The following is a 19,993-nucleotide window of genomic DNA, read 5'->3' on the forward strand; positions in this document are numbered from 1 at the left end:
AGATATGCCACGCCGCCGGGTGCGGTGCCAAGCGCCGCGAGGAAAGCCTGAGGACAGCCTCTCAGAGTTTCTGCAGATCCATCATCAACTGGCGCGTGCGCAGCAAGGGGCTGCCGCAGTGGTATTGCAGCAGCGCACGCAACTGCGTCTTGAGATCGGCCGCCACCGGCGCCTCGGCTGTCGCGATGGCCCGCAGCGTGGCGGTGTAGCGCGCGGGCTCGTCCAGCGCGCCCTGCAGGGCCAGCCACTGGCCTCCCGAAAGCGCCGCCCGGTCGGCCGGCACGGCCGGGCGCAGGCCGGCCTCCGGTACGAGCGCGTAGCGCGCCGCCGCGTGCAGCGGAGCAAGCGTGGAGGTCTCGGCATCCAGGCCCGGCAGCAGGCCGATCTCGCGCAGCAGCAGCAGCTCGAAGCTGCGCAGCACGGGCTCCAGCGCATCGCCATGTTCCCCCTCGTGGTCCACGGTTGCCAGCACGCGCACCACGCCGGCATAGGTATCGAACAGCGGCGCGTGGGTGTCCTCACGCGCCAGCAGCCGCAGGAGCAGTTCGTTGAGGTACAGGCCCGATAGCAACGCATCGCCCGTCGGCATGACATGGCCACCCGCCCACTCCGCGCCCTTGAGCGCATGGATCTCGCCATGCCCCTCGCCGCCCAGCGTGTAGGTCACCCGCAGCGGCTGCAGCGGCAGCAGCACGGGCCGAAAGTTGGAGGTGGGCTTCTTCGCCCCTTTGGCGACCAGCGCCACGCGGCCGTAATGGCGCGTGAACGTCTCCAGGATCAGGCTGGATTCGCTCCAGTCGTAGCTGTGGAGTACGTAGGCGGGCTCGTCGGCGATGCGGCGGGCGGCCATGAATTGCTATTTTTTTAATAGCTCCCAGCGCTTGACAGATGAGCGCTGGAGGCTGATTTGCTTGAAAATCCGCGTGCAAGCATCACCCGCGCCGCGTGACGTCGCCACTGCACCACCCGTCAGAGCGCAGCGAAACGGGCCACGCCAGAAGCCTGCGCGGAGCGAGCCTTGCCCAGCCACCGCGTCACTCCTGTGCCCGCGAAACGCAGCGCCGCGCGCAGGGGAAGACGGCACAGCCGTTCACGGGACGGTCCTATTCATAACCGAAGGAGCGCACGCGCGCTTCATCATCGGCCCAGCCGGAACGTACCTTGACCCAGACCTCCAGAAACACCTTGGCATCCATGAGCTTTTCAAGCTCCTGCCGCGCCTCGGTGCTGATGCGCTTCAGGCGTTCGCCCTTTTCGCCGATCACCATGGCCTTGTGGCCGTCGCGCTCCACCACGATGGTCGCCGCGATGCGGATGAAGCGCTTGTGCTGCTTGCTCTTTTCCTCATCGAACTTGTCGATGACCACCGTGGAGGTGTAGGGCAATTCGTCGCCCGTGAAGCGGAACAGCTTCTCGCGCACGGTTTCAGAGGCGAGGAATTTCTCGCTGCGGTCGGTCAACTCGTCCTCGGCATACCACCAGGGCTGCTCGGGCAGGTACTTTTCGCAGATGCCGTAAAGGCGCTCGATATCGCCCTTGTTCTTGGCCGACATGGGCACGAACTCCGCGAACGGGTGCCGGCCCTGCATGTCCCGCAGCCAGGGTGCGATCTCGGCGCGGCGATGCACGGTATCGAGCTTGTTGGCGATGAGCAGCGTGGGGATGCCCGGCTTGAACAGCGACAGCACCTTGGCGTCGGCCAGCGTGAAGCTGCCGGCCTCGACCACGAAGAGAATCAGGTCCACGTCGCCAATCGCGCCCATCACGGTCTTGTTGAGCGACTTGTTGAGCGCGGTGGAATGCCGGGTCTGAAAGCCCGGCGTGTCCACGAACACGAACTGCGTGGCGCCGCGTGTGCGGATGCCCGTGATACGGTGCCGCGTTGTCTGCGCCTTGCGACTGGTGATGGAAATCTTCTGCCCCACCAGCGCATTCATCAGCGTGGACTTGCCCACATTGGGTTTGCCCACGATGGCGATCAGCCCGCAGCGCTGCCCGCTGGCCTCGGCCGGGGCATCGCCGCCGGGGCGCGCGGCCGCCAGCATGGCTTCCAGGTCATTTTGGCCGCTAGCGCCCGAATCGTCTGCGCTACCAGCTACGGTTTCAGTAGCATTCATACGTTTTTCGCTTTCAACTGGGCCAGCATGGCACCGGCGGCGGCCTGCTCAGCGGCGCGGCGCGATGCGCCGCTGCCGCGCTCCACGCGCTGCAACTCGACCACCTCGCACTCCACATGGAACACCTGGTTGTGCGCTGCGCCCGTGGTGGAGACGACCCGGTACTGAGGCAGATTCATTTTGCGGCCCTGCAGCCACTCCTGCAACGCGGTCTTGGCATCCTTCGCAGCCTCCTGCAAGCGCGGACTCAACTCCACGCCCTCGAACAGGCGGTGCACCAGCCGTTCGGCGCACTCATAGCCCGCATCCAGGTACACCGCGCCGATGATCGCCTCCAATGCATCGGCCAGGATGGACGGGCGCAGCTTGCCGCCGGACTTGGCCTCGCCCTCCCCCAGGCGCAGCACCGGCGGCAACTGCAGCCGCACGGCGATCTGGTGTAGCGAGTCCTGCTTGACGAGCAGTGCACGCACGCGCGACAACTCCCCTTCGGGCAGGTCGCGCATGCGGCGAAACAGCAGGCTGGAGACCGCGAGGCTCAGCACCGAGTCGCCCAGGAATTCCAGGCGTTCGTTGTGGTCCGCGCTGAAGCTGCGGTGGGTGAGCGCGCGCTGCAGCAGCGACGCATCGGAGAACTGATGCTGCAGGCGTTGCTGCAGCGTGGAGAGACTGGCCGGTTGCACTAAGACTAGTAATTCGGGGGTTGGGTCGATTCCTGGAAGCGGTAGACCAGGAAGGCCGGTCCCGCCAGGGCAATTTCACGCGAATAGCTGAATGACACCACGATCTTGTCATTGCGCTTGGTGATTTCCAGGTCCTTGCCGGCAATGGAATGGATGTCGTCAATGGCTGCTGCCCGGTCGAACGCTGCGCGGATCTCGGGCACCGTCGAGCCGTCGCGCGCCGCCTTCACCGCGGCCTTCTTGATCGCGAAGTATTCGAGGAAGATGGGTACGGACTGCCCGCCAATCGCGAATGCGGCCACGGCGATCAGGCCCACGAAAATCACGCCGATGAACGACAGCCCCCGCTGACGCGAACGAGTGGTGGTGCGTTGTGCTCCCATGTCTGCTTCCCTCTCTGCCAATACTGGTTAGTTGAACGGTCCGATGCGCTTGAGATTACCGAAGTTCATCCACACGAAGAAGGCCTTGCCTACGATGTTCCCGTCCGGCACGAACCCCCAGTAGCGCGAATCGAGCGAATTATCGCGGTTGTCACCCATCATGAAGTAGTGCCCTTCAGGCACCTTGCAGGTCACGCCCTCGACGCTGTAGCGGCACTGATCGCGGAATTGGTAATTGCTCGCACCCTGCACGAACGCCGGAACTTCGGGGTTGTTGAGAAGACGGTGCGGGTGTGCCCCCAGTTGCTCCTCGAACTGCTTGAAATAGCGCATCGCGTCCGGGTCGAAGAAGTCCGGTAGTGCCGTGGTGGGCACCGGCGTGCCATTCACCGTCAGGCGCTTGTTCAGGTAGGCCACTTCATCCCCTGGGATACCCACCACGCGCTTGATGTAGTCCATGTTGGGTTGCGGCGGGTAGCGGAACACCACCACGTCACCACGCTGCAGCGGATTGCCTTCAGTGATCTTGGTGTTGATCACGGGCAGGCGCAGGCCATAGGTGAACTTGTTCACCAGGATCAGGTCGCCCACGAGCAGCGTCGGGATCATCGAACCCGAGGGAATCTTGAAGGGCTCGAACAGGAACGAGCGCAGCAGAAAGACGATGGCGATCACGGGGAAGAGCCCCGCCGTCCAGTCCAGCCACCAGGGTTGCATGAGGATGCGCCCCTTGGCTTCCTGGAGGTCGTCCTGGTCCACCTTCTGGATGCCCATGCGATCCAACTCGGCGCGGCGCTGGGCCGCTGCGGCCTCCAGTGCCTGCGCGGCCTGGCGGCGCCGGGGCAGGAAGATGAAGCGCTCGGCCAGCCAGTACGCCCCGGTCACCACCGTGGCCAGGAACAGCAGCAGCGCGAAGTTGCCCTCAAGCGCGCCGAAATACCACGCGCCCACATAGCCCACGAATGCCGCGAGCACCGCGGCCGTGATGTATTGCATGACTTGCACAGCGATCAATCCTCAACCTGCAGAATCGCCAGGAAGGCCTCTTGCGGCACCTCCACCGAACCAATCTGCTTCATGCGTTTCTTGCCTGCCTTCTGCTTTTCCAGCAGCTTGCGCTTGCGGGTAATGTCGCCGCCGTAGCACTTGGCCAGCACGTTCTTGCGCAATGCCTTGATGGTCTCGCGCGCGATGATGTTGGCGCCGATGGCCGCCTGGATGGCCACGTCGAACATCTGACGCGAGATGATCTCGCGCATCTTCGCCGCCACCGCGCGGCCGCGGTATTGCGACTGGCTGCGGTGGACGATGATGGACAGCGCGTCCACCTTTTCGCCGTTGAGCAGGATGTCCACCTTGACCACGTCGGAAGGGCGGTACTCCTTGAACTCATAGTCCATCGAGGCATAGCCGCGCGAGACGCTCTTGAGCTTATCGAAGAAGTCCAGCACGATCTCGCCCAGCGGCAGTTCGTAGGTCAGCATGACCTGGCGGCCGTGGTACTGCATGTTCATCTGCACGCCGCGCTTCTGGTTGGCCAGCGTCATGACCGGGCCCACGTAGTCCTGCGGCATATACAGGTGCACGGTCACGATGGGCTCGCGGATCTCCTGAATCTTGCCCTGGTCGGGCATCTTGGACGGGTTCTCGACCATAATGACCTCGCCGTCGCCCTTGACCACCTCGTACACCACGCTGGGCGCGGTGGTGATCAGGTCCTGGTCGAATTCGCGCTCCAGGCGTTCCTGCACGATCTCCATGTGCAGCAGCCCCAGGAAGCCGCACCGGAAGCCGAAGCCCAGCGCCTGCGAAACCTCGGGCTCGAAGTGCAGCGACGCATCGTTGAGCTGCAGCTTTTCCAGGGCGTCGCGCAGCGCGTCGTATTGGTTGGCTTCCGTCGGGTACAGGCCGGCAAACACCTGGGGCTGAATTTCCTTGAAGCCCGGCAGCGCCTCCGTGGCGGGGCCCAGGTTGTTGGGCAGCTTCTTTTCCAGCGTGATGGTGTCGCCCACCTTCGCTGCCTTCAGTTCCTTGATGCCGGCGATGATGTAGCCCACCTCGCCCGCCTCCAACGCATCGCGCGACTGCTGCGCGGGCGTGAACACACCGAGGTTGTTCGCCTCGTAGGCCGCGCCGCTGGCCATCATCTTGAAGCGTTCGCCCTTCTGCAGCCGGCCATCGACCACACGGACCAGCATGACGACGCCCACGTAGGAGTCAAACCAACTATCGATGATCATCGCGCGCAGCGGCGCCTCGGACTGGCCGCGCGGGGCCGGCACCTTGGCAACGATCTGCTCCAGCACGTCGTCGATGCCCATGCCTGTCTTGGCCGAAATGGCAATGGCTTCGCTTGCGTCGATGCCAATTACATCCTCGATCTCGGCCTTGGCGGTGTCTGGATCGGCCTGGGGCAGATCCATCTTGTTGAGCACGGGCAGCACTTCCACACCCAGATCCAGCGCGGTGTAGCAGTTGGCCACGGTCTGCGCCTCGACGCCCTGCGATGCATCGACCACCAGCAATGCACCCTCACACGCCGAAAGCGAGCGCGACACCTCATAAGAGAAGTCCACGTGGCCCGGCGTATCGATCAGGTTCAGGTTGTAGACCTTGCCATCACGCGCTTTGTATTGCAGTGCCGCGGTCTGCGCCTTGATGGTGATCCCGCGCTCCTTCTCGATGTCCATCGAGTCGAGCACCTGTGCTTCCATCTCCCGGTCGGCCAGTCCCCCGCAGCGTTGGATGATGCGGTCAGCAAGCGTGGACTTGCCGTGGTCAATGTGCGCAATGATCGAAAAATTTCTGATGTGGTTCATCAACGGGATACGACAAGTATTTGAACTGCAAGGCTCATGACAAGAAAAAAGGGCGCGTCAAACAAGCGACGCGCCCTGAACCAACAATCTTTGGCAACTGCGATAGTTGGAGCTTCATTGTAGGCAAAAAGGCCCCGACAAGGGGTGCGTCCTACAAGCGCCCGGGGTCGTTGCCGGGCTGCAACGAGGCACTTATCCACATCTTATTCAACCAACACATCTCAAATTGCTGAATAACAAGTGAACAAGCCATGGAAAACCTGTGCATGACTTAGCGCGTTTTCCGCATGGCGACGTCCAAGGTGGAGTTATATTGATTGGCGCCTTTGAAACGCACTTATTCTATCAATAAGTACATAGCGCCCCGTTGATACCGACCCTGCGAAAGAGCGTCCCCCGCTATAGCATCGCAGGGCTCCAGCGAGCCCTGGCGACGCTGCCTAGCGGTTCGGGCGGATCAGTGCATATTGCGCCCATTCGCCGCGACGGAAAAGCACGTTGATGGGTTTACCCATGTCAGCCTTCGCTAGTACCGCTTCGAAATCCTTGAGGTTACGGACTTCGGTGTTAGCCAGCGCGACGATCACATCGTCTGCCCGCAGGCCGGCACGCGCCGCCGCGTCGTTGGCAGAGACCACGCGCACCCCCCCCTTCACCTTCAGCTCCTTCGCCTGCGCAGCGGTCAGGTCGGCAACGACCAAGCCGATCTGCTGAGCCGCTGTCGAGGACTTGCCCTTGCCTTCTGCTTCGGCTGCCTTGGCTGCCACCTTTTCATCAGGCTCCACCTCGGCGATGGTGATCGACAGGTCGCGCAATGCGCCACGGCGGAACACCGTGATATGGGTCTTGGTTCCTGGCTTGGTGTTGCCCACCAAGCGGGGAAGGTCAGACACCTTCTCGACGGCCTTGCCGTCATAGCGCGTGATCACGTCGCCCGCCTCGATGCCAGCCTTCTCCGCGGGGGATCCAGTCTCCACGCCGCGCACCAGCGCGCCGTCGGTTTTGCCAAGCCCGATGGACTCCGCCACATCCTTGGGAACCGAGCCAATCTGAACACCAATGCGGCCACGGCTCACGCGACCGCTCACGCGCAGTTGCTCGCTCACGCGCATAGCCTCGTCAATGGGAATGGCGAACGAGATACCCATGAATCCGCCGGAGCGGGAGTAGATCTGGCTGTTGATGCCCACCACCTCACCCCGCATGTTGATCAGAGGGCCGCCGGAGTTACCGGGATTGATGGCCACATCCGTCTGAATGAAGGGCAGATAGTCACCCGTATCGCGCTGCTTGGCACTCACGATGCCGGCGGTCACGGTGTTTTCCAGGCCAAAGGGAGAGCCGATTGCCATGACCCATTCACCCGCCTTAAGACGACCGACGTCACCCACCTTTACCGCGGGCAGTCCCGTGGCGTCGATCTTGACGACGGCAACGTCGGTGCGCTTGTCCGAGCCAATGATCTTGGCCTTGAACTCCCGCTTGTCCGTCAGCGTCACAATCACTTCGTCCGCCCCCTCCACCACGTGGGCGTTGGTCATGACATAGCCGTCAGGACTCAGAATGAACCCCGATCCCACGCCACGCGGCTGCTCTTCGGGCTGCGGACGCTGCGGCCCCTGCTGGCGTGGAATGTTGGGCACCGGGACACCAAAACGCCGGAAGAACTCCAGCATGTCTTCATCCATGCCCCCGATGGAGGGCCTCGCCGTCACCTTCTCGGTTGTGCGAATGTTCACCACGGACGGTCCCACCTGCTCGACCAGTTCGGTGAAGTCAGGCAGGCCACGCACCACGGCAGCAGGCTGGGCCTGCACCGAAGCGGGCGCCGCCACCAAGCCTGCGCCGCCCATGGCCAAGGCGATGGCCATAGCGCAGGGCCACCATGCGCGCTTTGCACGGAGTTTCGTCATCATCAGCCTTTCTTTTCCAGACAACCCGCAACAGCGGGAATAGCGGTTTGTGAGAAAGCCGCACGCATTGGTTCCCGTACACCGGGAACGGAACGCATCACTCGTCCTTGCGTCGGACGGACTCGATGAACCGCTGGAGCGTGCGAGCAGGAACTTCCCCCACAGCGGTCACCCAGGCAGTTTTGTGCACCTGCCGGCCCACCACTTGTGTGGCGCCCATACTGGCACTGCGCACAGATGCAGCATGGCGTGCGGCATCGAACGGCTCCACAAAGACGGAAAGCGTGGCCAAGCCGTCTGAGTAAATGCACTGCAATAGCGGGCCGGACGCCATGGCCATCACGTCTTTGCGATAGCAGCCCTGGGAGACGAATCCGGCCACAGCCTTGCCCATGGTCCAGCCTTGCGCTTCGGCCGTCGTCCGCTGAAGAGGGACCTTCACGAGACGATACCCCTGCAAGTCCTCCATCATCTGTTCGATGCGCGACAGATCCGCCGGGACATCCAGATTCAGTTCCGAAAACGCCGCCTGCTCCAGGAGCCGACCTTCGCCGTCCAAGGTCTGCATCTTGACAACCAGTCCAGACACACGATCCACCCAGATCTGGTAGCCGAATCGCCAGGCATCACGGGGCTGGAATAAAAGCCGATCGGCATCCCTCCCGGCCACGCGCTCCTGCCCGAGGGCCCGCAGCGCGTAATGCTGCGAAGGATGGACACCCTTGGCATCGGCAACACGCGGAAAAGCACCGGGCACGTCGCGCAGTTCGCTGCGTACCACACGGGCATGCGGAAGGAAGGTGCGGACCTCCTCTTCGCGCCGGAAGACCACCCGTGGTGTTCCGCTCAGCGCCTCGACACGCTCAATTTGCCGCGCACCCTCGCAGGCATGCCAGATCCGGGAACTGACCATGGCCCCATTGGAAGAAAGAACCACGAACGTGCCACGGTAGCTGCGAAACAGCGAAGCATGGTGCATGCGCGCAACCCACTCCGCCACGTCGCGTGGTTCGCCAGGGGTCGTTGGTGCGGGGCCTGACATGCAGTTCGCCGCAGCCACGCCACAGAGCATCAAACCGCCACACACCAACCACCATGACCGCAACCTGCGGCAGCACTGCATTACTCGCCACCGAATCACGCGCCTGGACTCCCTCGCCTAGACATTCCAACGATGAGCCCGACCCTTTAGCGCGCAGGCGCTTCAAACGTGGCGTTCCGCAGGAAGCCTGCCGGCATCTGCAGTGCAGTCGTGCTGCCAAACTGCTTGTGCGCCGCGAGCAACTCATCCAGACGCGGATCACGCAACATGACCTGTTGCCCATCAGGGCCGGCGGCTGTGGCCAGCAGAGCGGGCGCCGGGGCCGTCATGGCTGGCTGGGCCGCCGCCAACTGCGCGCCTGCCGCGCGGCCGTCACCTTCGGCGCCCAGATAAACACTCCATCCAACAGCCGCGACTGCGGCAAACGACGCGAACCCTGCCGCCACCTTCCAGCGGAACACTGCGGCGTTGGCTGCGTTGTCTTTCGTCCGCCCCGCCTTCATAGAGGCCACGTGACCTACTTCCACGGCCGCCAAGCGAGGCGCCGGTTCGCGCGCCAGTTGCGTGCGCAGGCGGTCTACGAGTTCAAGGTCTCCCATACCCGCTGCTTCAGAACTGCGCAGGGTGTCACCTATCAAATGGTAGAGCTGCCACGTCGCCCGCCCCTCGGCGTTCGCGGCATAGGTGAGCGCGTGCGCAAATTCTTCGCCCTGCAACTCCCCATCGGCCAAAGCCGACAGCTGTTCTCGCATCATCATGTCGTCGTTCATGGTGTTTACTCGCCAAACCGCGCCATTGCCATTCACACGCCTACCACCGCTTGCCGGAGCGCTTCTCCAGCAAAGGCTTGACCCGCGCGGAAATTGCCTCGCGCGCACGGAAGATCCGCGAGCGCACCGTACCGATGGGGCATTCCATGGCTACGGCAATTTCCTCGTAACTCAACCCCTCGATCTCCCGCAGAGTCACGGCCTGCCGCAAATCCTCGGGCAATGCCTCCATGGCCGCATTGACAGCGGCAGCGATTTCCTGGGCCGCCAACACGGTTTCGGGGGTTTCGTCGCTGATTAGTTCACGATCCAGGAAGGAAGTTTCATCTTCGGAGTCGTTGCTGCCGCGAAGAGCGCTCTCCGTGACAACCGGATTGCGTTTCATGTCTACCAGCGCCTTCTTGGCGGTGTTCACGGCGATGCGGTAGAGCCAGGTGTAGAACTGTGCCTCTCCACGGAACTGGTGCAAGGCTCGGTAGGCACGCAGAAAGGTTTCCTGCGTGATGTCGGCCACCAGATCGGTATCGCGCACCATACGCCCCACTAGGCGCTCAATGCGCCGCTGGTATTTGATGACCAGAAGTTCATAAGCGCGCTGGTCCCCCGCGACGGTGCGCTCGACCAATCGCAGATCACTGTCGGCGGGCTCTTGGGGCGCGGGCGATGGGGTCGTCATGTCTTGTGGGATGCTCCGCCACCCTGCGGGGGTGGCATTCCGTCGGTTGTCTGCTTCGCGGGCGCGCTAGCGAGGGGGCCGCCACGGGCGCGCGAATATACCGCACGCCGCAGAGCCGGCCATTGGAGAGGGTCGCTCCTGCATTCCATCCACAGCCATTGCCGTGTGTGGGATGCCCCTTGCACGGAAAGCATCAGGATGGTCTGAAAGTCAAGATGCACCGCGGGTGACTGATCCACGGGCACACGCATGCCCGTTCGCCCAGTCTCCAACCACCACAGGCTGCCATCCCACACCAAAAAGCCTTCCGGCAGGCGGTGCCAGAAGCGCCAGGCCGCCGCCGTACCCAACACCCAGGCCACAGCACCAACCCAGGCGCGCATGGCCAGGTCGGGCTGACGTCCATGGGATAGCAACCAGACCGACAGACAGGCCATGCCGGCCAGCGCCAACACGACAAGGGTGCGGGCCACCACGAGCGAGCGGCCATAGAGGTAGCGAACGGCGGGAGCGTGCAAGGACTCACGCATGGCGGACGTTAGCCAAACACTGGTGAGGACGAGCCCGCCCGATGATCCAGAGACTCGAGGACGCGCCGACCGCCGCGCCAGGCCCGATCAATCAGACGCGCCGAAACACCAGCGTTCCGTTGGTGCCACCAAAGCCAAAATTGTTCTTGACTGCGATGTCGATCTTCATGTCCCGCGCCGTGTTGGCACAGTAGTCCAGATCGCACTCCGGATCCTGCTCGAAGATATTCGTGGTAGGAGGCACCTTCTGCTGGTGCAAAGCGAGTACGGTGAACACACTCTCAATGCCTCCCGCTCCACCAAGCAAATGCCCGGTCATCGATTTGGTCGAACTCACCACCATCTTCTTGGCATGGTCACCCAGTGCCGCCTTGATGGCATTGGTTTCGTTGAGATCCCCCAGCGGCGTGGACGTACCGTGCGCATTGAGGTAATCCACCTCGTCGGCATTCACGCCGGCATTGCGCAGTGCGGCAACCATGGCACGCCGCGGGCCATCCATATTGGGTGCCGTCATGTGCCCGGCGTCGGCGCTCATGCCATAGCCCAACACCTCGGCGTAGATGCGCGCGCCACGCGCCTTGGCGTGTTCGTACTCTTCCAGCACCAGAACCCCCGCACCCTCGCCGAGAACGAAGCCATCGCGGTCCTTATCCCAGGGGCGTGACGCCGTCTGCGGATCATCGTTGCGCGTGGACAGGGCACGCATGGCTGCGAAGCCGCCCACACCCAGGGGCGAGACGGTGGACTCCGTACCGCCAGCGACGATCACATCGGCGTCCCCGTATTCGATCTTGCGGGCCGCTTCGCCGATGCAGTGCAGGCCCGTGGTGCAGGCTGTGACCACCGACAGGTTCGGTCCCTTAAAGCCGAAGCGCATCGACACCTGGCCAGCCACCATGTTGATGATGGATGCAGGGACGAAAAACGGCGTGATGCGGCGCGGCCCCCGGTTGGTCAACTCCGCATGCGTGTTCTCGATCAGCGGCAGTCCGCCGATGCCGGAACCAATGATGCAGCCGATGCGGGTGGCCAATTCATCGTCCAGCGCCTCGCCCGTGGGCAGACCAGCGTCGCGCACTGCCTCTTCGGCCGCCGCGATACCGTAATGGATGAACGTATCCATCGTGCGCGCATCTTTGGCACTGATGAGGGAGTCCAGGTCAAAACCCTTGACCTCGCCAGCTATCTTGCAGGCAAAGTTCGTCGTATCGAACTTGGTGATGAGGTCTATGCCGGATTTCCCGGCGAGGATGTTGGCCCAGGCATCGGCCACCGTATTGCCAACGGGGGTGATGCAACCCAGGCCGGTCACGACAACGCGACGACGGCTCATGCGCTAAACCTTTTGCTGATGGGATGCCGCGCCCCAGGGAGTGCGGGGCGGCAGCGACTTAGGCCTTCTGGTGGGTATTGGCGTAGTCGATGGCGTTTTGCACCGTCGTGATCTTCTCTGCGTCTTCGTCAGGGATCTCGATGCCGAACTCGTCTTCCAGCGCCATCACCAGTTCCACCGTGTCCAGCGAGTCGGCACCCAGATCTGCCACGAAGGCTTTTTCGTTGGTGACTTGGGACTCTTCCACGCCGAGTTGTTCGGCAATGATTTTTTTGACACGTGCTTCGATATCGCTCATGGTTTCCCTCAGGGGGTTGTGAATGAATCCGCGATTCTAGCCGCTCCGGGTAAAGCCCCGTAGCAGCCCGCCGTACGGACAAAACGGCGCCAACTGACTTTAATTACATGTACATGCCGCCATTGACATGCAACTCTTGTCCCGTCACATAACCTGCACCAGCCGATGCAAGGTAAGCCACGGCATGGGCGATGTCACTGGGCTGCCCCAATTCGCCCATGGCGATCTGGGATTTCAGCGCTTTTTTCTGCTCTTCCGGCAGATCGGCAGTCATGTCGGTAGCAATGAAACCCGGAGCCACGCAGTTCACCGTGATACCGCGGCTGCCCAGTTCACGCGCCAACGCGCGGGTCATACCTGCCACACCAGCCTTCGCGGCCGCGTAGTTGGCCTGTCCGGGGTTGCCCGATGCGCCCACCACGCTGGTGATACTGATGATGCGCCCAAAGCGCTGTTTCATCATGGGCCGAATAGCCGCACGGCTGACGCGGAAAACGGCCTTGAGATTGGTGTCAAGCACGGCATCCCAGTCGTCGTCCTTCATGCGCATGGCCAGCGTGTCACGCGTGATGCCCGCGTTGTTCACCAGCACATGCAGGCCTCCATGCTCCTTGACGATGGCATCCACCAGCGTGTCCACGGCTGCGCCGTCGGTCACATTCAGTTTGACGCCCTTGCCGCCGTGGGCCGCCAGGGCCTGGCCGATGCGCTGCGCGCCTTCATCCGTGGTGGCCGTACCAATCACGCGCAAGCCCCGCTGGGCGAGCTCGGCGGCAATGGCGGCTCCGATGCCGCGGGTGGCGCCGGTAACCAGCGCAATCTGGGGAGAGGCGGATTCACTCATGCCAGCAGTTCCTTGGTTTCGGCCAGCGTGGCCGGGTCAAACAGTGAGGCGCCGACCAGTTCGGGGTCGATGCGCTTGGTCATCCCGGCCAGCACCTTGCCGGGCCCGCATTCGATCACATGCGTCACGCCACGCGCCTTCAGCGCCTGCACACACTCCACCCAGCGCACCGGGCCGAAGGCCTGCCGATAGAGTGCATCGCGGATGGCATCTGCGTCTTGCTGCACCGCGACGTCCACATTGTTGACCACGGGAATGCGCGGAGCGCCCAATTCCAGTGCAGCGAGCGCGGCACGCAGTTTTTCTGCGGCGGGCTTCATCAGGCTGGAGTGGAAGGGCGCCGACACCGGCAGTGGCAGTGCGCGCTTGGCGCCCGCTGCCTTGAGCACTTCGCAGGCTTTCTCCACGCCCGCCTTGGTACCCGCAATCACGGTCTGAGCGGGATCGTTGAAATTCACGGCTTCCACCACATCGGTGGATCCAGCACCAAAGCTGGCCGCAGCATCGGCGCAACCGGCGATCACCTTGGCTGACTCCAGCCCGAGGATGGCCGCCATGGCGCCAACCCCCACGGGCACGGCCTCCTGCATGGCAGCGGCACGCAGGCGCACCAGCGGGGCTGCCTGGGCCAGACTCAAAACCCCCGAGGCCACCAACGCGGAGTATTCGCCCAGGGAGTGCCCGGCCACGGCAGCCGGCAGTGCCCCGCCCTCAGCGCACCACACGCGCCAAGCCGCAATCCCGGCCACCAGCATCACCGGCTGGGTGTTGGTGGTAAGGGCCAGCGCCTCCTTGGGCCCCGCATGAATCAACGCACCGACGTCTTCGCCGAGCGCCTCTGAAGCCTCGCGCAGCGTCTCGGCCACCACGGGATGGTCACCCCAAGCGTCCAGCACGCCCACCGACTGCGAGCCTTGGCCGGGGAACACAAATGCAAAAGTTTTCGACATGGTCAAACAGTTCAAGACAAAAAGTGGCTCCAGCGCTTGCACAGCAAGCGCCAGTAGCTACATTTTCAGGAGCACCGCACCCCAGGTGAAGCCGCCGCCCACCCCTTCCAGCAGCACCGTCTGGCCCGGCTGGACCTGGCCATTGCGCACGCCATGGTCCAGTGCCAAGGGAATGGAGGCGGCCGACGTATTGCCGTGCTGATCCACCGTGACCACCACCTTGTCCATGGACAGCTTCAGCTTACGCGCCGTGCTCTGCATGATGCGAATGTTGGCCTGGTGGGGAATCAGCCAGTCGATATCGGCGTCGGTCATGCCCGCCTTGTCCAGCGTGGCCCGCGCCGCTTTCTCCAGCACGCCGACGGCCAGCTTGAAGACGGCCTGGCCATCCATCTTGAGCAAAGGGTCGCCCAGAATCTGGCCGCCGTAGACGTTGCCCGGCACGCAGAGGATGCCGACATGGCTGCCATCGGCATGCAGGTCGCTCGCAAGGATGCCGGGCGCTTCCGAGGCCTCCAGCACCACTGCGCCGGCGCCGTCGCCGAACAGCACACAGGTGGTGCGGTCGTTGAAATCCAGAATGCGGCTGAAGACCTCGGACCCCACGACCAGCGCGCGGCGCGCTCCCCCGGAGCGGATCATGGCATCGGCCACCGTGAGTGCATAGACGAAGCCGCTGCACACGGCCTGCACGTCGAAGGCGGGGCAGCCATTGGCACCCAGCTTGTTTTGCAGAATGCAGGCGGTGGAGGGAAACACCATGTCCGGTGTGGACGTGGCGACGATGATCAGGTCAAGATCTTGCGCCTGGCAACCGGCGGCCTCCAGCGCGCGGCGCGATGCCTCCAACGCCAGGTCGCTGCTGGTGACGTCCCGGTCGGCGAAATGGCGTGCGCGGATGCCCGTGCGCTCCACGATCCATTCATCGGAGGTCTCGATGCCCTGCTGCGCCAGCTGGGCCACCAGGTCATCATTGGTTACCCGGTGCGGCGGCAAATAGCTGCCGGTGCCGGTAATGCGTGAATAGCGTGTCATTGGGGGAGGCACGGCCGGTCAGGAAGCGGGCTGGGCGTCTGCGGCTGCCAGCAAAGGCGCCGCATGCGCAACCCGCGCGCGGACGCGGTCGAGCAGGTTGTTGCGGGCCGCATCATACGCCCGGATCAAAGCCTGCTCGAAAGCCAGCGCGTCGGCCGAACCATGGCTCTTGAACACGAGCCCCCGCAGTCCGAGCAGGGCGGCTCCGTTATAACGCCGGTGATCCATGCGCCTCATGATGGCAGATAGCACCGGATAAGCGACGATGGCAGCAATTTTCGTGAAAATGTTGCGCGAGAACTCCTGTTTGAGCGCTCCCGCAATCATCGATGCCACGCCCTCACTGGCCTTGAGTGCCACATTGCCAACGAAACCGTCACACACCACGATGTCCACAGTGCCCTTGAAGATGTCGTTGCCTTCCACATTACCGTGAAAGTTTAGGTCGCGGGATTTGGCCGCAGAACGCAGCAGTTCGCCGGCTTTCTTGATGACATCGTTGCCCTTGATGACCTCTTCGCCAATGTTCAGCAATCCTACGAGCGGTTCATCGCGGTCCTGCAGCACCGACACCAACGCAGATCCCATGACAGCGAATTGCAGCAAATGCTCGGCCGTGCAATCGACATTCGCGCCCAGGTCCAGCACGGTAGTGGCACCGCCTTGCGCATTGGGCATCTGGGTGGCGATGGCCGGGCGGTCGATGCCGTCCAGCGTCTTGAGCAGATAGCGCGCGATGGCCATCAGCGCGCCAGTGTTACCGGCGGAGATGGCCGCATGCGCCACGCCATCCTTGACTTGCTGGATGGCCACGCGCATGGAGGAGTCCTTCTTGCGACGCAGCGCGACCTCCACCGCATCGTCCATCGTGACCACCTCCGATGCCACGACATGCGTCACGCGCTCGTGTACCAGACCCTGCAGGCTGTCCTGCCCACCCACCAGGATCAGGCGTGCGTCAGGGTGATGCTCCAGGAACTGTCGGCACGCGGGAAGCGTGACGCCGGGGCCATGATCGCCCCCCATGCAGTCAACAGCCAGTGTGATCATCGGCAAATCGTCAAGCCGTCAGGCGGCCGTTAAATAAAAGGGCCATTTTGGCGCATGCCAAAACGACAAAGGCCCGCGCTACATTTTTCGTAGCAGCGGGCCCGGAGGGTGCGCAGCCTGGATCAGGCTTCGGATTTGTTCTTCAGTACCTGACGGCCGCGGTAGAAGCCGTTGGGGCTGATGTGGTGGCGCATATGGGTTTCGCCGGTCGTGGGCTCCACGGCGATGCCAGGCACCGTCAGGGCATTGTGCGAACGGTGCATGCCGCGCTTGGAGGGAGACTTCTTGTTTTGCTGAACAGCCATGATCGGCTCCTAGGGTCTTGAAAGGGTTGGTGAAAAACGCGATCAGCCCATTGAAGACACGAGGGGATTCGCGCGAAGCCCTCGATTATATCTCAAATGGTTTTTGATCGAAACCGCCGAACGGGCCGTTTCTCAGGCGTCCGGATTGTCCTTGCGAAGCCCAGCCAGGGCTGCGAACGGATTGGGCTTGTCGGCACTGGCCTGCTCGAAGTCCTCGTCGCTGGAGGCCAGCGTGACATCTGTCGGGCATTCCTCATGGCGCGGCACCACCGGCAGGGCCATGAGCAGTTCGTCTTCGATCAGCTCGCGCAGATCGAACTCGCGGCTCAATGCCAGCAGATCCTCATCGCTGTCGCCATCCAGTGCCTCGGCGGTGGCTTCATCGGCCACGAAGCGGAATTCGCGCTCCACCTCCAGGGGCACGTCCACGGAATGCAGGCAGCGCTGGCAGGTCATCGGCAAGGTGGCGCTGGCTTTCAGACGCAGCCAGACCTGGCCGCCTACGCCGTGCGTGGTGCGCACTTCGCCGTCCGCCGCCCAATCCACGCGCAGATCCGGGTGCAGCCCCTGCGCCTCCTCGGCCAGACGCTTGTATTTGAGCAGCGTGTCATGACCGGACAGGTGAGCGCCGGCCTGTGCAAAAGCCTTGACGTCCAGCCGGTCGGGGGAGTGTTCCTTGGTCATGCTGGGCAGTGTAAGAGAATCCAGGCATGCCGGATTCCTCCCCCCTGTCCCGCTCCCTGGTATTGGGATCGACCTCGCGCTACCGGCGCGAACTCCTGGCCCGACTGGGCCTGCCCTTCGACGTGGCTGCCCCCGCGGTGGACGAGACACCGCGGCCGGACGAAGCCCCGCGCGCGCTGGCACTGCGCCTGGCGCTGGCCAAGGCGCGCGCCGTGGCCGGCCTGCATCCGCAGGCCATCGTGATCGGCTCCGACCAAGTGGCAGACCTGGACGGCGAGCCGCTGGGCAAGCCCGGCGACCACGAACACGCCACCGTCCAGTTGCGCCGCATGCGCGGCAAGACCGTGGTGTTCCACACCGCCGTGGCGGTGGTCTGCCAGGACTGCGGTTTCGAGCAGGTGGACCTGGCGCCGGTGCGGGTGCGCTTTCGTGACCTTTCGGACGACGAGATCGAGCGCTATCTGCGTGCCGAGCAGCCGTACGATTGCGCCGGAAGCGCCAAGAGCGAGAGCCTGGGCATCGCGTTACTCGACGCGATCGACAGCGACGACCCCACCGCCCTGATCGGGCTGCCCTTGATACGCACCTGCCGCATGCTGCGCGCCGCGGGGCTGGTGCTGCCATGAGCGAAAGCACTGCAACGGTTGGCTCGACCCCGGCTCGGGGCACCCTGTATCTGGTGCCCGCGCCGCTGGATTTCGGCTGCGAGAGCCAGGCACCCCTGACCGAAGCCCTACCGGAGGGCACGTTGCGCCAGGCCGCACGCCTCACCCATTGGATTTGCGAGAACGCCAAGAGCTGCCGCGCCTACCTCAAGCGTGTGGACGCTCTGCACCCGCTGGGGGCGCCGCTGCAGGCGCAGCAGATCACCGAACTGCCGCGCGAAGTGCACAAGAAGGGCGACCACGGCGCCCGGGGCCATGCATCGTTCGACGCACGTCCGCTGCTGGCGCCGGCATTGGCAGGGCACGATATGGGCCTGGTCAGCGAGGCGGGCATGCCCGCCGTCGCCGACCCCGGCAGCTCTGTGGTGCGCGCGGCGCATGACCTGGGGCTGCGCGTGGTACCGCTGGTGGGACCGGTGTCGCTATTGCTGGCACTGGCAGCCAGCGGACTCAACGGCCAGAACTTCGCCTTCGTGGGCTATCTGCCGCAGGACGCAGGCGAGCGCACCAAACGCCTGCGCGAGCTGGAAACTCTGGCCCACAAGCAGGGCCAGACACAGCTTTTCATCGAGACGCCTTACCGCAACGCCGCACTGTGGCAGGCGCTGCTGCAGGGGCTGCAGCCGCAGACCCGGCTGGCGCGCGCAAGCGGCCTGACGCTGACCGATGCGCAAGTTGCCAGCCACACGGTGCGCGAATGGCGCCACCACACCGCCGGCACGCCGGACAACCGCGTACCCACGGTCTTCGCCATCGGTGCGTAGGCCGCACGTACGGCCCCGGTTGATTCAAAAATAATAGCTTGCAGCGCTTGATGGATAAGCGCTGGAGCCTGATTTAACCCAATATCAGCGCAGCTGCGGCAACTGCAGCGCAGCCAGGCCCTTCACGGCGCCCATGCCTACCGCGGCGCCAAACTTCTTGGCCAGGCGCTCGGCCACGTTGTCGCGGCGGGTGTAGTCGATCACGTCTTCGGCCTTGACCACCTCGCGCGCCACGTAGTCCAGGTTGCCCAGTTGGTCGGCCAGTCCCATCTCCACCGCCTGCTGACCCGTCCAGAACAGGCCGCTGAAGGTTTCGGGCGTGACCTTGAGCCGGTCGCCCCGCCCCTGCTTCACCACGCCGATGAACTGCTGGTGGATCTGGTCGAGCATGGCCTGGGCGTATGCGCGCTGGGTTTCGGTCTGGGGGCTGAACGGATCGAGAAACCCCTTGTTCTCACCGGCGGTGAGCAGGCGGCGTTCCACCCCCAGTTTTTCCATGGCGCCGGTGAAGCCGAAGCCGTCCATCAGCACGCCGATGCTGCCCACGATGCTGGCCTTGTCCACGAAGATGCCGTCCGCCGCCGCGGCGATGTAGTAGGCCGCCGAGGCACAGGTTTCCTCGACCACGGCATAGACGGGCTTGTTGTACTTGGCCTTCAGGCGCACGATCTCGTCGTTGATGATGCCCGCCTGCACCGGACTGCCGCCCGGCGAGTTGATGAGCAGCACCACGGCCTGCGAACCCGAATCCTCGAATGCGCTGCGCATGGCGGCTACGACAAATTCGGCGCTGGCCTCGGCGCCCGCGGCGATCTCGCCCTTCACGTCCACCACGGCCGTATGCGGCGTGCTCTTGCTGGCGGCGGTCATTTCGCGCGAAAGCGCGGCCCAGATCACCGCGCCCGCCAACAGGACCCACGCCAGGCGCCAGAAGTTGCGCCAGCGGCGCGCCGCGCGCTGCTCGGCCAGGGTGCCGAGCACCAGCTTCTCCAGCGTCTCGCGCTCCCAGCCGGGGGCGGCTGCGGCCTTGCTCGCTTCATTTTTTGTAGCTTGTTGCGCCCACAGGTCGGGCGCTGCGGGCGGATTTCCCTCGAATCCCGTGGGTTCGGTGCGGTTGGGATCGGTCATG

Annotated in this window: 21 protein-coding genes; 2 read left to right on the forward strand and 19 right to left on the reverse strand. The window is 63.8% G+C overall.

From position 1 onward, the window contains the following. Positions 1-61: 61 nt before the first annotated feature. From recO to QY917_RS09585, 18 genes are all read right to left on the reverse strand, one after another. On the reverse strand, positions 62-850 hold the full coding sequence (gene recO / locus QY917_RS09500; RefSeq protein WP_011806386.1) for a DNA repair protein RecO: 789 nt from the start codon (positions 848-850) through the stop codon (positions 62-64). Positions 851-1,103: 253 nt separating this feature from the next. After that, positions 1,104-2,117, reverse strand: coding sequence for a GTPase Era (gene era, locus QY917_RS09505; protein ID WP_011806387.1), 1,014 nt, complete (start codon positions 2,115-2,117; stop codon positions 1,104-1,106). After that, positions 2,114-2,800: a ribonuclease III gene (rnc, locus tag QY917_RS09510; protein WP_123675902.1), complete on the reverse strand. Its 687-nt coding sequence runs from the start codon at positions 2,798-2,800 to the stop codon at positions 2,114-2,116. The genes era and rnc overlap by 4 nt, the downstream gene beginning before the upstream one ends. A 5-nt stretch (positions 2,801-2,805) precedes the next feature. Next, positions 2,806-3,183: a DUF4845 domain-containing protein gene (locus QY917_RS09515; protein ID WP_123675901.1), complete on the reverse strand. Its 378-nt coding sequence runs from the start codon at positions 3,181-3,183 to the stop codon at positions 2,806-2,808. A gap of 27 nt (positions 3,184-3,210) precedes the next feature. Further along, positions 3,211-4,188 carry a signal peptidase I gene (gene lepB / locus QY917_RS09520; RefSeq protein ID WP_088888474.1) on the reverse strand — a complete coding sequence of 326 codons (978 nt, stop codon included), beginning with the start codon at positions 4,186-4,188 and terminating at the stop codon, positions 3,211-3,213. Positions 4,189-4,193: 5 nt separating this feature from the next. Continuing rightward, positions 4,194-6,002 carry a translation elongation factor 4 gene (gene lepA, locus QY917_RS09525; protein ID WP_011806391.1) on the reverse strand — a complete coding sequence of 603 codons (1,809 nt, stop codon included), beginning with the start codon at positions 6,000-6,002 and terminating at the stop codon, positions 4,194-4,196. Between the two features lie 440 nt (positions 6,003-6,442). Continuing rightward, positions 6,443-7,918, reverse strand: a complete 1,476-nt coding sequence (locus QY917_RS09530) for a DegQ family serine endoprotease (protein WP_123675900.1) — start codon at positions 7,916-7,918, stop codon at positions 6,443-6,445. A gap of 94 nt (positions 7,919-8,012) precedes the next feature. Then, positions 8,013-8,894: a MucB/RseB C-terminal domain-containing protein gene (locus QY917_RS09535; protein WP_302076540.1), complete on the reverse strand. Its 882-nt coding sequence runs from the start codon at positions 8,892-8,894 to the stop codon at positions 8,013-8,015. Between the two features lie 209 nt (positions 8,895-9,103). Further along, positions 9,104-9,727, reverse strand: coding sequence for a sigma-E factor negative regulatory protein (locus QY917_RS09540; RefSeq protein WP_123675898.1), 624 nt, complete (start codon positions 9,725-9,727; stop codon positions 9,104-9,106). A 40-nt stretch (positions 9,728-9,767) separates the two neighbouring features. Beyond that, positions 9,768-10,403 carry an RNA polymerase sigma factor RpoE gene (gene rpoE / locus QY917_RS09545; RefSeq protein WP_123675897.1) on the reverse strand — a complete coding sequence of 212 codons (636 nt, stop codon included), beginning with the start codon at positions 10,401-10,403 and terminating at the stop codon, positions 9,768-9,770. Positions 10,404-11,024: 621 nt separating this feature from the next. Further along, a complete protein-coding gene (fabF, locus tag QY917_RS09550) occupies positions 11,025-12,269 on the reverse strand; it encodes a beta-ketoacyl-ACP synthase II (RefSeq protein ID WP_123675895.1) in 1,245 nt (414 codons plus the stop codon). Positions 12,270-12,327: 58 nt separating this feature from the next. Then, complete coding sequence (acpP, locus tag QY917_RS09555; protein WP_003058049.1) at positions 12,328-12,567, reverse strand: acyl carrier protein; 240 nt, start codon at positions 12,565-12,567, stop codon at positions 12,328-12,330. Between the two features lie 103 nt (positions 12,568-12,670). After that, complete coding sequence (fabG, locus tag QY917_RS09560) at positions 12,671-13,411, reverse strand: 3-oxoacyl-ACP reductase FabG (protein ID WP_123675894.1); 741 nt, start codon at positions 13,409-13,411, stop codon at positions 12,671-12,673. Continuing rightward, positions 13,408-14,361 (reverse strand): ACP S-malonyltransferase, encoded by a 954-nt coding sequence (fabD, locus tag QY917_RS09565; RefSeq protein WP_123675893.1) that lies wholly within the window; start codon positions 14,359-14,361, stop codon positions 13,408-13,410. The genes fabG and fabD overlap by 4 nt, the downstream gene beginning before the upstream one ends. A 57-nt stretch (positions 14,362-14,418) precedes the next feature. Beyond that, complete coding sequence (locus QY917_RS09570; RefSeq protein ID WP_011806400.1) at positions 14,419-15,396, reverse strand: beta-ketoacyl-ACP synthase III; 978 nt, start codon at positions 15,394-15,396, stop codon at positions 14,419-14,421. Positions 15,397-15,414: 18 nt separating this feature from the next. Next, positions 15,415-16,446 (reverse strand): phosphate acyltransferase PlsX, encoded by a 1,032-nt coding sequence (gene plsX / locus QY917_RS09575; protein ID WP_123675892.1) that lies wholly within the window; start codon positions 16,444-16,446, stop codon positions 15,415-15,417. 122 nt (positions 16,447-16,568) lie between these two features. Next, the gene (gene rpmF, locus QY917_RS09580) at positions 16,569-16,751 is read right to left on the reverse strand and encodes a 50S ribosomal protein L32 (protein WP_011806402.1); all 183 of its coding nucleotides are present in this window, start codon (positions 16,749-16,751) and stop codon (positions 16,569-16,571) included. A gap of 132 nt (positions 16,752-16,883) precedes the next feature. Continuing rightward, complete coding sequence (locus QY917_RS09585) at positions 16,884-17,435, reverse strand: DUF177 domain-containing protein (RefSeq protein WP_015913981.1); 552 nt, start codon at positions 17,433-17,435, stop codon at positions 16,884-16,886. 26 nt (positions 17,436-17,461) lie between these two features. Between QY917_RS09585 and QY917_RS09590 the strand changes: the two genes are divergently transcribed. Together QY917_RS09590 and QY917_RS09595 are read left to right on the forward strand one after the other, a co-directional pair. Next, the gene (locus tag QY917_RS09590; protein ID WP_123675891.1) at positions 17,462-18,061 is read left to right on the forward strand and encodes a Maf family nucleotide pyrophosphatase; all 600 of its coding nucleotides are present in this window, start codon (positions 17,462-17,464) and stop codon (positions 18,059-18,061) included. Then, complete coding sequence (locus tag QY917_RS09595; RefSeq protein ID WP_123675890.1) at positions 18,058-18,864, forward strand: SAM-dependent methyltransferase; 807 nt, start codon at positions 18,058-18,060, stop codon at positions 18,862-18,864. The genes QY917_RS09590 and QY917_RS09595 overlap by 4 nt, the downstream gene beginning before the upstream one ends. A gap of 84 nt (positions 18,865-18,948) precedes the next feature. Here the strand turns inward: QY917_RS09595 and QY917_RS09600 are convergent, their stop codons facing one another. After that, a complete protein-coding gene (locus tag QY917_RS09600) occupies positions 18,949-19,992 on the reverse strand; it encodes a S49 family peptidase (protein ID WP_123675889.1) in 1,044 nt (347 codons plus the stop codon). Between the last annotated feature and the right edge of the window lies 1 nt (position 19,993).

Origin of the sequence: Diaphorobacter sp. C33 (assembly GCF_030503915.1) — a bacterium.
GTDB classification, from domain to species: domain Bacteria; phylum Pseudomonadota; class Gammaproteobacteria; order Burkholderiales; family Burkholderiaceae_C; genus Diaphorobacter; species Diaphorobacter nitroreducens.